The 12,532-nt window shown below is 29.2% G+C and carries 13 protein-coding genes; all 13 read left to right on the top strand.

Annotation, left to right across the window (positions count from 1 at the left end):
* Positions 1–4: 4 nt before the first annotated feature.
* Positions 5–985, top strand: a complete 981-nt coding sequence (locus H1R17_RS02395; protein WP_163433145.1) for a M28 family peptidase — start codon at positions 5–7, stop codon at positions 983–985.
* A complete protein-coding gene (locus H1R17_RS02390) occupies positions 985–1,662 on the top strand; it encodes an SDR family oxidoreductase (protein WP_163433144.1) in 678 nt (225 codons plus the stop codon). The genes H1R17_RS02395 and H1R17_RS02390 overlap by 1 nt, the downstream gene beginning before the upstream one ends.
* Positions 1,663–1,665: 3 nt before the next feature.
* The gene (locus H1R17_RS02385) at positions 1,666–2,268 is read left to right on the top strand and encodes a SprT-like domain-containing protein (protein ID WP_163433143.1); all 603 of its coding nucleotides are present in this window, start codon (positions 1,666–1,668) and stop codon (positions 2,266–2,268) included.
* A gap of 2 nt (positions 2,269–2,270) precedes the next feature.
* Complete coding sequence (locus tag H1R17_RS02380) at positions 2,271–3,335, top strand: mannose-1-phosphate guanylyltransferase (protein ID WP_163433142.1); 1,065 nt, start codon at positions 2,271–2,273, stop codon at positions 3,333–3,335.
* Positions 3,336–3,352: 17 nt separating this feature from the next.
* Positions 3,353–4,735, top strand: coding sequence for a DUF6056 family protein (locus tag H1R17_RS02375; RefSeq protein WP_163433141.1), 1,383 nt, complete (start codon positions 3,353–3,355; stop codon positions 4,733–4,735).
* A 116-nt stretch (positions 4,736–4,851) separates the two neighbouring features.
* Positions 4,852–6,585: a tetratricopeptide repeat protein gene (locus H1R17_RS02370; RefSeq protein WP_163433140.1), complete on the top strand. Its 1,734-nt coding sequence runs from the start codon at positions 4,852–4,854 to the stop codon at positions 6,583–6,585.
* A 123-nt stretch (positions 6,586–6,708) separates the two neighbouring features.
* Entirely contained in the window at positions 6,709–7,425 is a 717-nt protein-coding gene (locus H1R17_RS02365; protein ID WP_163433139.1) for a hypothetical protein, read from the top strand.
* Between the two features lie 93 nt (positions 7,426–7,518).
* Positions 7,519–8,085, top strand: a complete 567-nt coding sequence (locus H1R17_RS02360) for a hypothetical protein (RefSeq protein ID WP_163433138.1) — start codon at positions 7,519–7,521, stop codon at positions 8,083–8,085.
* A gap of 3 nt (positions 8,086–8,088) precedes the next feature.
* Entirely contained in the window at positions 8,089–8,772 is a 684-nt protein-coding gene (locus H1R17_RS02355; RefSeq protein WP_163433137.1) for a hypothetical protein, read from the top strand.
* Between the two features lie 33 nt (positions 8,773–8,805).
* Complete coding sequence (locus H1R17_RS02350; RefSeq protein WP_163433136.1) at positions 8,806–9,585, top strand: sensor histidine kinase; 780 nt, start codon at positions 8,806–8,808, stop codon at positions 9,583–9,585.
* Positions 9,554–10,231: a response regulator transcription factor gene (locus H1R17_RS02345; RefSeq protein WP_163433135.1), complete on the top strand. Its 678-nt coding sequence runs from the start codon at positions 9,554–9,556 to the stop codon at positions 10,229–10,231. The genes H1R17_RS02350 and H1R17_RS02345 overlap by 32 nt, the downstream gene beginning before the upstream one ends.
* Positions 10,232–10,566: 335 nt before the next feature.
* Positions 10,567–11,379: an AraC family transcriptional regulator gene (locus H1R17_RS02340; protein ID WP_163433134.1), complete on the top strand. Its 813-nt coding sequence runs from the start codon at positions 10,567–10,569 to the stop codon at positions 11,377–11,379.
* A gap of 10 nt (positions 11,380–11,389) precedes the next feature.
* A complete protein-coding gene (locus tag H1R17_RS02335; RefSeq protein ID WP_163433133.1) occupies positions 11,390–12,490 on the top strand; it encodes a helix-turn-helix domain-containing protein in 1,101 nt (366 codons plus the stop codon).
* Positions 12,491–12,532: the final 42 nt, after the last annotated feature.

Below are 12,532 nucleotides of genomic sequence, written 5' to 3'. Positions count from 1 at the left end.
TGAAATGAAGAAAATTTTAGGCTTAGCCTTATTAGCGTTGGTTGGATGTAAAACAACTTCAAAAGTTATTGATCCTATTCCTCCTCAATTAGAAACTGTTTACGAAGTAAGTGAAGCTAATGTAGCTGAAACATTGAAGTATTTATCGTCTGACGAGTTAGAAGGGCGTGATAGTGGTAGTAAAGGAATTGAAAAAGCGGCGGTTTACTTAGAAAATCAATTAAAACAAAATGGTATAAAGCCGTATTTTTCATCGTATCGAGATACCTTGACCAATTATAAAACGATATCTTACAATGTGGTAGGGTATATTGAAGGAAATGATAAAAAGCTGAAAAATGAAGTTGTTATTTTAGGTGCACATTACGATCATATTGGTATTACGCCTGAAGCTAAAGGAGAAGATAAAATTAATAACGGTGCCAATGATAATGCATCGGGAACAACCGTTTTGTCTGAAATTGCGAAATACTTAGGCACCTTTAAGACAAACAAACGTTCGGTTTTAATTGTGTATTTTTCAGCAGAAGAAAAAGGTTTATTAGGATCGTATCATTTAGCAAAAAAGTTAAAAGAGAAAGGTGTAAACGTATACACTTTACTTAATTTTGAAATGTTAGGTGTGCCAATGAATTATGATTATGATATGTTTATTACAGGGTACGATTTTTCTAATATGGCTACAAAACTTAATGAGTATGCAGAAAGTACTTTAGTAGGAAAATCAGAAATGGCAGAAAAATACAATCTTTTTAAGGCATCTGATAACTATCCTTTCTACGAGCAATTTGGTATTCCTTCGCACACTATTTCTGCGTTCGATTTTTCTAACTTCAACTATTATCATCATCCAAAAGATGAGTTTCAAGAAATGGATACACAGTTTATGACCAAACTAGCCAATAAAATGTTGCCTGTAGTAACTAAAATGATCAATGCAGATACTCAGGAAATTAAAATGAATAATCAAGAAGTTAAAAAGTAATGAAAAACATCATTATAACAGGTACAAGTCGTGGTATTGGTGCCGAAATGGTTATGCAATTGGCAACACAAGGTCATAATGTAATTGCTATTTCCCGTAAAGAAAATACAGATTTTAAGAAATTCAAAAATATTTATTATTACTCGGTTGATTTATCTAATGCAACAGAAGTAGCCAACTTTTCTAAAAACATTGCACATACTTTTCAAAAAATAGATGTTGTAATTCACAATGCCGGCGCTATTGTAAACAAGCCTTTTGCTGAAATTTCTACTGCAGAATTTGAATATGTTTATAAAGTAAACGTTTTTGGTGTAGCGGCTTTAAACCAAGCAGTTTTACCCTTAATGCCTAAAAATAGTCATGTAATTACCATAAGCAGTATGGGTGGCATTCAAGGCAGTTTAAAATTTCCTGGTTTAGCAGCTTATAGTTCAAGTAAAGGTGCTGTAATTACATTAAGTGAGTTGTTGGCCGAAGAATACAAAGAACAAGGTGTTGCGTTTAATGTTTTGGCTTTAGGCGCAGTACAAACAGAAATGTTAGAAGAAGCTTTTCCTGGGTATCAAGCGCCTATTAATCCAGAAGAAATGGCAACTTATATTACCGATTTTGCTTTAAATGGCAATAAGTATTTTAACGGAAAAATCATCCAAGTTTCTTCATCAACTCCTTAAAAATTGAAAGATATTTTATTTAAATACCTTCCCGAACACGCGGTTGCAATTGTTTACGAATTAATTAAAACGCATCAGGTGCATTTAAAAATAGTAAACGAACGTACTACACGTCATGGCGATTATAGAAAAAATCAAGATGGTAGCCATGCCATTACGGTGAATGCTAATTTAAATAAGTATCGATTCTTAATTACAACCATTCATGAAATTGCGCATTTGGTTGCTTTTCAAAAATTTGGACGAAATATAAAACCGCACGGAATAGAGTGGAAGCAAACTTTTCGGTTGTTGATGTTACCGTTTATCAATCCTTCTATTTTTCCAAATGAAGTGTTGCCAGTGGTAGCAAATCATTTTAAAAATCCATCAGCAAGTAGTGATACCGATGCTATTTTAGCAATGACACTGAAAAAGTTTGATGCACCCAACCAAAATGTTTTTGTAGATGAAATTCCACAAGGAAGTTTTTTTAGAATGAAAGATGGGCGTGTTTTTAAAAAAGGAAAATTGCGTGTAAAACTGTTTGAATGTTTGGAAATAAGTACCAATAAAGTATATTTGTTTAAGCCCAATGCAGAAGTTGAATTGGTGAATGTAAAATAAAAATGAATAAAAATTACTATGCAATAATTATGGCAGGCGGTGTAGGATCGCGCTTTTGGCCAGTAAGTACACCTGAGTTTCCTAAACAATTTCACGATATGTTAGGAACAGGTGAAACATTAATACAAAAAACGTTTACGCGTTTAAGTCAGTTAATTCCAAAAGAAAATATACTTATTTTAACCAATGATAAGTATCAAGATATTCTAAAACAACAATTGCCCATGATTACTGATGAGCAAATTGTTTTAGAACCTGATATGCGCAACACAGCACCATGTATTTTGTATGCTTCAATGAAAATTCAGAAGCAAAACAAAGATGCTGTAATGATTGTAGCACCAAGCGATCATTGGATTGAAGACGAAGTACAATTTATTTCTAACGTACAGCGTTCATTTGATATCTGCGAACGCGATCAATCGTTAATGACTATGGGTATTTTGCCAACCTTTCCTAATACAGGTTATGGTTATATTGAATTTGATAAGTTAGATACCCGTCCTATAAAGAAGGTAAAGCAGTTTCGCGAAAAACCAGACTACCACACAGCTAAGAAATTTATTCAAGCACGAAATTTTTTATGGAATTCAGGTATTTTTATTTGGTCTACAAAGGCTATTTTACAAGCATTTGAGAAATATCAGCCCGAAATGTATCAACTTTTTCATGCAGGAAAAGATGCGTTTAATACGGCAGATGAGAAACAGTTTATTGCGGATAATTACAGCAAAGCCGATAACATCTCTATTGATTATGCGGTAATGGAAAAAGCCGATAATGTTTTTGTATTGCCTGCTACTTTTGATTGGAACGATTTAGGAACTTGGGGATCTTTGTATGATAAATTACCAAAAGACAACTATGAAAATGCAATGGTTAACGGAAAATTGTTTGTAGAAAATGCTTCAAATAACATTATTAGAACCAACCCAAACAAAATGGTGGTTATTGGTGATTTAGACGATTACATTATTGTAGATAAAGACGATGTGTTGCTTATTTATCCTAAAAAGAAAGAACAAGAAATTAAGCAAATAGTAGCTCAAATAAACCAAAAAAAATAACTGTTTTTTAAATTTGTATGATAAAAATAAAGGACTTTTTAAATAGTAAATTTGCAATTATTCTTTTTATTATTATAATTAGCGCTCCTTTGTTTTATTTAAGTTATTTCGTTTATCCTTCTGCTGACGATTTTTCTTATGCAGTTATGCATAACGAATCTTCTTTTTTTGATAAACAAAAAGCCTTTTATTTTAGTTGGACTTCTAGGTACCTTGCTACTGCAGTTCTTTCATTAACTTTTTTAAATTTTGGGTCTATACATTACTACGGTGTTTTATCTGCGGTAAGTATATTGCTTTTCTATTTAAGTATCGTATATGTTGTTCAAGTAACTTCTAAAACAAATAGTAATAAGTGGTTCTTTTCGGCGTTGTTAATGAGTGTTTATGTTTTGTTTTTACCAAGTATTTGTGAGAATTTCTTTTGGTTTCCTAGTGTAATCACTTATTTTGTTCCTTCTTCTCTTTTTTTGATATTCATTGGTGTTACTTTAAAAAACAATAAATCGCCAAGTATAAAAAATAGAATAATAGCGGTTCTGTTAATTTTTTTAATAGGAGGTTGTAATGAGTTGTTAATCGGAGCGATATTATTGTGGTTGTTTTTTCTACATTATTTAGAATACCTTAAGTATAGAAAAATTTCATATCCATATACAATTTTAACACTTATAACAATAGCTATTGCTTTGTTTGTTGTTTTGGCACCAGGTAATGCAGTACGCGCTAAAGTAATTGATTCTATTAGATACTTATCTTTTTACGATGTTGTAATACTATCATTTAAGCGGTTTTTTATAATTTATTTAAAATATTTTGTATGGATTTTACTGTTGTTTATTTTTGCGAATTCTTATTTTAAAGTAAAAATATATTTGCCTAAAAGCGTAACTGCTTTAAAGGTTTTTTTAGTAATGAATGCCTTTTTATTTGCATGTATTTTTTTAAGTATATATAGTTTAAAAGCGCAATATCCTGTGCGTGTTGAAAATCTAGTTTATTTTATTGCATTACTTTTTTTATATGTCTTTTCTATTTTGTTATTAAAAACGTTAAAAAAGGTATCAATAAAAACCAGCTATTTATGTTTAAGTATTGGATTATCGGCTTTATTTATTTTACCATTTTTTCATAAAACATTTAAAAATAATGTATGTATAATGTATTCTGATATTTTTAAAGGCAAAGCTGTTTCATATAAGCAACAATTTTTAGAACGAGATGCATATTTAACAAGTTATGCAAGTAAAAATGGACCAAATAGTGTTTGTAAAGTAGCGCGAATAAATAATCCACCTGAAACGTTATTATTTGATGATATTCAAAAGGATAAAAATCATTTTATTAATCAAGCAATAGCAAAATATTATAATGTAAAAATGATTGTTTTAAAGGAGTAATGTTTTGCTTTTATTGATATGCTTAGGTAATTTTACCTATAAGTGTTAATTAGTAAAATTACCTACTTAAATGATTAAATTATTATCTAGTTTTATATAAAATAAACAAAAGAGTAGTGCATTTAGTAGAGAAAATAGGGGTTTGCTTTAAAAAGCATCAAAGAGTAGCTTTGCTGTCTTTAGTAATGCTAAGTTGTATTCAAATATTTGCTGCGTCAAACAAGCAAGAAATAAATGCATTCATCAATCAAAATAAAGAAATTACAAAGCCTGCTACTATTCGCAAGAATTACGAAAAAACAACAAAATCGTCTTCAGCCAAAAACAATAAATCATTAAATGTAGTAAACAAAGTTTTGCAGGCTCATGCTTATTCGCAAACATTGGATGCTATCAATGATAAAAGTTTAACCTTGTATTTAGAAGCGTTAAATGAAGCAAATGAGTTAGAAGACACCAGTTTAATTATTTATGTAAACACCGAAGTAGGTTATTTTTATTACTCGTACAATGAATATTTAAAGGCGATGCCTTATTTTATTAGAACTTCTCAATTGTTGCAAAATGCCGATGACACCAAGCTCATACAAGCGAGCGAAGTGTATAAGAAAAACGCCTATTTTTTTGGAAGTTTAAATGAGCACGAGAAAAGTATTGCTTACTTAAAAAAAGCCTTGAAATTTACACCTTCTTACACACCAGAGTATGGTGCTATTTTAAATAATATAGGATCTGCTTATTATAAAATGGACAATAAACAAGAAGCGGAGCAGTATTTTTTAAAAACCCAAGCTGTTTCTTTAGAAAACAATGATAAAGTGCGTTATGCAAAATCTTTAGGTGATTTGGCACTGATTTATAAAGATAAAAAAGAGTATAACAAAGCAATTAGTTTACTACAAGAAGATATTGCTATTTCGGAAGCAGAAAATGCAGAGAGAAATATCATGTACGCGCAAATTTTGTTGAGTAAGATTTTTGTAGAAACCAAGCAGTTTACACAAGCTAAGAATACCTTGCAATTGGCACTAGATTATGTAACTAAGAAAGGGTATTTAAAAAGTCACGGATATCAAATTGCGCAAGTAAATTTGGAAATTGCTTTGCAAACAAAAGATACTGCTTTAGAATTAAGTGCTCGTAGAGCAATTGATTCGTTGGGAAAAGATATCGCAGATAAAGATGGGCAAGAAGCTGTGAATTTAGCAAATTGGGAAACCCAAAAAAGCGAATTTAATAGAACAATAGAGATTGAAAAAGCAAAGTTAGAAAAAGCAAATCTTAGAAATTGGATTATTGGCGGTTTTATGTTGGTGCTTATTTTGGTGGTAACATTGGTAATGATATCTATAAAACGCAAGTTTAAAATAGAATTATCGCAGCGTGAAAATCATATTTTAAATTACAAAGTAGATCAATTATTAGCCGATAAAAAACTAATTGATTCTGAGCAAACTTTAAACGCATACGAAACCTATTTAAAAAACCAGAACCAACAAATTAGATTGCTTGAAAAAGAACTCAAAAACATTCAAGAAAATACTTCTCAAACCAATGTAGCCGTTCAATTAATTAAAGATATGATTGATCAGCAACGTATGAGCGATAACAATTGGTTGGCACTTAAGAAAACCTTTATTAAAGAAGAAAATAATTACTACGATTATTTGTTAGCCAATTTTCCCGATTTATCAGAAAATAATTTACGTATGGTTATTTTAAATAAAATGGGACTTCAAAAAGCAGAAATTGCTTTAGTGTTAAACGTAAAAATTGATGTTGTTGAAGAAGCTTTACAACGTTTACGCATAAAATACCACGGCAGTTTTGATGATCATACACTTAATTAAATAGTTGTCAACATCTTAAAAAAAACTTAATTTAGCATCTTGTAAGTGAAAATAGATGCAACAAAACGACTTTTCTTTTATAAATCAACTTTTTTTAATTAAAAACAGACAAAAAGTACAAAAATGAGCGATGATCAAATGTACTTTTTAGTCAATGTACACAAAATGGTAACCTATTTCATGTATTTTGTTATAGTAGTTACGGTTTTTTTATGTGTACATTATTTTAAAACAAGCAAAGTAAAACTGTTTAAAGGACTTGCCATTTATTTAACAACCGTTTTTGTATTATGGGGCATCAACCATATTTTGTTATTTAATGCGCCAACAGAAGGTATAACAGAAATACCTTATACTGTTTTTATATCTTCTTTTCTTACAACTATTAGTTTTAGTTATTTGTTTATTTTTTGCTTGCCTCAACCTAAAAAAGCAAAACCTTTTTTAATACTGCTAACCTTGGTAAATATTGTGTATTTGGTATACGATTTTATTGAAAGAGGAGACAAAACTATAGTAGAATACATTTCCTATTCAGAAATATTCTGTTTTTTTACAGCATTAGTAATGACCATTTGTAGTACTTTATATGGTTTAATATCTAAAAACATAAATACCATTAAATATTTGCCATTAAGTTTGCTTTTTTTCTGCTATTCATGTGTACAAATGGTGTATGAGGTAAGTTTTAATTTCTTTGTAAATCAGGCTACCAAACAAAATAATATTTTTTTACTGTTTATGAGTAAAATTATTTTTGATGTAATCTTTTACGTACTTGTTTTATTGTTTGTTTTTCAATTAAAAACAGCTCTTAAAAGCAGTAGAGCATATACTTAAAGAAAAAATACCTAGTTGAGTGAAACACGTATTTATACGTAATGTTTTTTAAGTTAATTTGTAGTAATTTGTAAGAACTAAAAACGGATAAAGATGAACGAAATTATTACAGCATTACAAAATTGGAATGCCATTAGAAAAGATGCAGGTGCATTGATAAGCTTTTTTAATAATTTAGAAGGATTTAAATTAGATATGTCTTTGTTTCCTGTGGGAGTGCCTTTACATGCTTATCCCGCAATAAAAGACAATGCGTTGTATTTTGTTGTTATTTCTGAAGATTATGATGTGGAATCACCATCTGATGAATTAGAGCAACATTGCTTTTGGATGGAATGTAAAGAAAGTTTAATGAATAGTCAAGAGATTACTGAGGAAGATGCCTTAAGCCGTATAGATACTTGGTTAAATACAAAGATAGAATGGATAAATGATATTACCCAAACTGATTTAGGCATTTACCAAAACTTTTTTATTCCTACCTATGATTTGTTACCACAAACGTATAAAGCAAACTTTGCACTTAAAGATGGTTTAAATCCTAGTTTAAAAGCTGCCGACTTGGTTTTAAAAAGCCAAAGTAATTTGTTTTTTGATACAATTATTGGCGAGCCTCCATTTATAGATAGAAAAAAATATTATATTTTAGATTTATTGTAAAATATGAAAGACTATTATTTTTTGTTTCAAATCTTTGCTTATATCAACTCTGGTTTACTTTTAATTTATTTTTTATATTTTATTAAAAAATCAAGTATTAGTGCTGATAAAGAATTAAGAATAGTAGTTTTTTATCTTTGGTTTAGTTGTTTTTTTGATGTCTTGTCTAGGCTCATTCAGTATCTTTTAGAAATTGGTTTTATTAATGAATTTCATTCCATTTCTTTAAGAATTATGTACCGTTTAGGGGAGCTTGTGTTCATAGGTTATATAATAAACAAGTATTGGTTAAAAAGCAAAATGGCTTGGTTGTTAATAGGGGCAAGCGGTTTGTTTTTGGTGTATGATTTGTTTACGTATCGTGTAAACGGTGTTCTAAATTATATGGCGTATGCGCAAATAACAGCTAATACTTTATTGGTTTGTTTGCTAGTAGTTAATTTATTAAAACAATTACAAGGTACCAAAAAATTTAGCATTACCAATCAAATGCTCAACATGGTATTTTTAGCTTATTTTGCGGTTCATTTAATTTATACCGTTATTATGAATTTCATCATAAATCAAAAATATAGCGATAAAAGCTTTGCTTTGTTTTATTGTAGTTATGCTGTATTGCACATATTGTATTATTTTGCATTGGCATTTATTGTATACAAAAAACAAAAAAGCGTCCTTAAAAAATAAAATTTCACTCACACGTTACTTAACACACTTAATATGGAAAAATGGCAAGATCCGGATACTTTTCTAATATGGATTATCATTATTATTGGTGTAATGGTACTACTTATTGGTACCTTAATTAGTGTGTTTTACTTATCGTACAAAAAAATAGTACGTGCCAAAGAAGAAGAGCATCGTATAAAATTAGAATACCAGCGTACTTTATTAAAAGTTAGTTTAGATGCGCAAGAAAATGAGCGGGTACGTATTGCTGCCGATTTGCATGATAACATCATTTCTAAATTAACCATTATTCGATTAAAAGCGGCTATTGGTACGCAAACCGAAGAAATGGATCAATTGTTAGGAAATGCTATTACAGAATCTAGACGTATCTCTCATGAATTATCGCCTCCTTTATACGAAGAAAAAAGTTTAGAAAACGTTTTACTAACCATTTTAAAAAGTTGGGAAAGTTTTTACAACATTAAAACGCGTTTAGACATTCGCAGTAATATTGAAGTTGATAAAAATACCAAGCTACAAATGGTGCGTATATTGCAAGAATTGGTAAATAATATCTATAAACACGCCAAAGCATCCAATATCAATTTTTCATTGCGTATTACAAAAAAATACATAATTTTAAATGTTAATGACAACGGTATAGGTTTTAATAGTAAAAACAGTACCAAAGGTATTGGGTTGCAGAATATTGCGTTGCGTGCCGATACTTTGCATGCAAAATACAAATACATTAGTCAGTTAGAAAAAGGTACCCGTTTTATTTTTGTTATAGAAAATGGAAAAAATAAGATTAGCAATTTTAGATGATGATTATTTGATTGTAACTTTATTAAAAAGTTTTTTCAATCAAGATCAAGACGTTAAGGTAGTGTTTGATGCTACGGATGGATATCAATTGTATAAATATTTAGATCAAAAAGATGTAGAAAAAATTGATGTTTTATTGCTTGATTTAAAAATGAAAACGGTAGATGGTTTAGAGGTTTTAAAGCAAGTAAAGGTTAAAAATCCCGAGTTAAAAGTCATTGTAATTTCATCGCATTACCAAGATAATTCTATTGGTTTTATGCTAAAAGAAGGTGTTTCTGGTTTTGTACCAAAAGGAATTTCACCTTTTGAATTGTTAGATATTGTAAAGCATGTACAAAAAACAGGTTTTTATTTCAATACCGAACAAATGGAAATTTTAAGAGACCAAATAGCAGCCAAAGTACCCAAACCAGTAATAGAATCGGAAGAATTATTAACCGATAGGGAAAAACAAATTATTAAACTACTATGCCAGCAAAAAACGGCAAAAGAAATAGGAGAAGAACTTTTTATTACACAACGTACTGTTGAAGGTCATAAAAATAATTTATTTGCTAAAATTGGCGTACGCAATGTAGCAGGTTTAATTGTATTTGCCCTGCAAAAACAGATTGTCACGTTAGATGAGCTTCCTTTAAATTGATAAAAAAAACAGTGTTGTCACTGTTTTTTTTTGTTCCAATCACTACTCAAAGTATTCATACTTAATAAAAAAGACTTATCTTTGAAAACTGAGGAAATTTTACACAGTTTGAGGATGGTCTTTTTGCTATGATTAAGATTGCCTTTAATAGGAATGAATGGTTTTACATTATTTTTTTTCAAGCAATTATGTCTTGATTTTTTTAGAAAATTGTTTGCTGAAAATTTTTCAGGCAATTAGGTAATTATACCTGTTTTAAAAAATTGGGTAATTTCTACCTAAAATGTAACCTTTTTTTTGGTGAATTTTGAAGTATAACTTTAAACACAAAAACTATGGAAACAATTTACATACAGTTATTAAACTATGGTTTTATACTAATCTTATTATTATCGCTTTTAGTAAACAGTACATTAAGAAATGTATTTTTTACTAAGAACTCTTTAATGATGTGTGGTATTGTTACGGCACTATATGCTTTAACGGTGTTAAATGCTACGTTTCACGCTATTGCATTAGTAATTTTGGTTGCAGTTGTAGTACGTACTTTGATTGTAAAGTGGCATGTAATGATAGAAATGGAATATTTACCACTGAATATTTTATTGTTATCTGTAACCACTTTGTTTCTTGTAGTTGTAAATCAATATGTTGCTTCGTTATTTGTGTTAAGCTTTACAGCTGCATTAGTAACCATATTATTATTGTTGTTATTTGTTCATTATAAAATTCAAAGTAAAGACAATCAAGTGTTTGGGCAAATTTTCAGCGAAACGCAAGATGAGGTGGTATTTTGTAATGAAACAGATAAAAAATTAGAAAATATATTGGCGTCAATATACAAGCAGTTTGAGGATACAAAGTGTTACTTAAATTCTGCGTATACAATTGATCAGTTAGAGAAAGATTTGAAGATATGTCGTAAAGATATTTCATTGGCACTGAATAAAGTAGCAGGTCAAAATTTTTATCAATTTATTGCTTATCATCGTGTTACGTATGCTAAAGAAATGATTTTAGCTGATAACCGTTTTACATTAGAAACTTTAAGTTTAGAGTGTGGTTTTTATTCAAAATCAACTTTTAATAAATATTTTAAAAAATTTGAAGGACAAACACCTTCCAGATTTAAGTTAAGTCATTCATAAAAACCAAGTTATGGTTACCGATGTTGAATTTGCTTGCTTACTTGTAGCCTTTACATTAGCAAGCCTTAGCTATTTTTTTAATGCTAAGTACAGTTTTTATTATTTAGAAAAAGCAAAAGCAATTGCTTTTATTAGTGTGTTAGCATTACAGCTAACTATTTTGCTTTGCACCAGGTATTATCATTTACAATCCGAAATTTATTATCTAATACCTTTTAACGTTTTTTATATTGCCGTTTTTTACCAAGCACTTATAAAAGTAACAGTACTAAAAGTACCAAAAGATTATTTTTCGTATAGTATTTTAATGTTCCTTTTTATTTTGTATGTTGTTGTTTTTCAGGTAGAAATAGTCAATGATGCAAAAATATACTTTTTTATTTATCAAATTTCGTTACTTGTTTTATTAGGAAGATGTATTGTAAAATACATTACGGTTACAAAATTAGAAAATGCCCCAACAGTAAATGCTAAGTGGTATTTTCAAAGTTTAATTATTTTAAGTGTTGCCGAAATTGCGCTGTTTTTTTACCAATTAATTGCAGCCATTGATATCAAAATAAATAATGTCTTCTATTTAGTATTTATCAGCATTATTTTAACAATATTTATTGTAAAGTCTATAGTTTATTTAGATCATAAAAGTACCAAAGAACAGGTGCAAGATGTTGAAAAAGAAGAGGTTGTTCAAGAAAAGATTTTTTTAATAGATTCTTTTAAAGAATATACCACTAAAAAAGACAAATACAAAAATTCAAAACTGAAAGATGAGGATATTGTATTGATTTCCAAAAAAATACAAAGAATTTCAGAAGAAAAACTTTTTCTAGATCCAGAATTAAATTTAGATAAGTTAAGTGCTTTATTAAAAGTTCCTAAATATTCACTTTCTCAGGTTTTTAGTAGTGTTTGCGCTACTAATTTTAATGATTATATTAATTATTTACGTTGCGAGTTTGCTCTGCAGTTTATATTAAAAGAAAATTCAAGCCAAAATATTATTGAAATTGCTTATGAAAGTGGTTTTAACTCTAAAACTTCTTTTTACAGAGCCTTTAATAAAGTATACAATTGCACTCCTTTAGAATACAAACAACGCACATTAAATTAACAAAAACATCCTACACAATAGGATGTTTTTTTGTATGCATAA

The organism is Flavobacterium sp. xlx-214 (assembly GCF_013874595.1).
Classification (GTDB): domain Bacteria; phylum Bacteroidota; class Bacteroidia; order Flavobacteriales; family Flavobacteriaceae; genus Flavobacterium.
The sequence above is the reverse complement of the archived record's forward strand: the minus strand, read 5'-3'. Positions and strand labels throughout refer to the sequence as shown.

Excerpts from the sequence above, each read along its gene's own strand:
- H1R17_RS02395 (WP_163433145.1), top strand. The coding sequence starts at position 5 with ATGAAGAAAATTTTAGGCTTAGCCTTATTAGCGTTGGTTGGATGTAAA.
- H1R17_RS02375 (WP_163433141.1), top strand. The coding sequence starts at position 3,353 with ATGATAAAAATAAAGGACTTTTTAAATAGTAAATTTGCAATTATTCTT.
- H1R17_RS02355 (WP_163433137.1), top strand. The coding sequence starts at position 8,089 with ATGAAAGACTATTATTTTTTGTTTCAAATCTTTGCTTATATCAACTCT.
- H1R17_RS02360 (WP_163433138.1), top strand. The coding sequence starts at position 7,519 with ATGAACGAAATTATTACAGCATTACAAAATTGGAATGCCATTAGAAAA.
- H1R17_RS02335 (WP_163433133.1), top strand. The coding sequence starts at position 11,390 with ATGGTTACCGATGTTGAATTTGCTTGCTTACTTGTAGCCTTTACATTA.
- H1R17_RS02390 (WP_163433144.1), top strand. The coding sequence starts at position 985 with ATGAAAAACATCATTATAACAGGTACAAGTCGTGGTATTGGTGCCGAA.
- H1R17_RS02365 (WP_163433139.1), top strand. The coding sequence starts at position 6,709 with ATGAGCGATGATCAAATGTACTTTTTAGTCAATGTACACAAAATGGTA.
- H1R17_RS02350 (WP_163433136.1), top strand. The coding sequence starts at position 8,806 with ATGGAAAAATGGCAAGATCCGGATACTTTTCTAATATGGATTATCATT.
- H1R17_RS02345 (WP_163433135.1), top strand. The coding sequence starts at position 9,554 with ATGGAAAAAATAAGATTAGCAATTTTAGATGATGATTATTTGATTGTA.
- H1R17_RS02380 (WP_163433142.1), top strand. The coding sequence starts at position 2,271 with ATGAATAAAAATTACTATGCAATAATTATGGCAGGCGGTGTAGGATCG.
- H1R17_RS02340 (WP_163433134.1), top strand. The coding sequence starts at position 10,567 with ATGGAAACAATTTACATACAGTTATTAAACTATGGTTTTATACTAATC.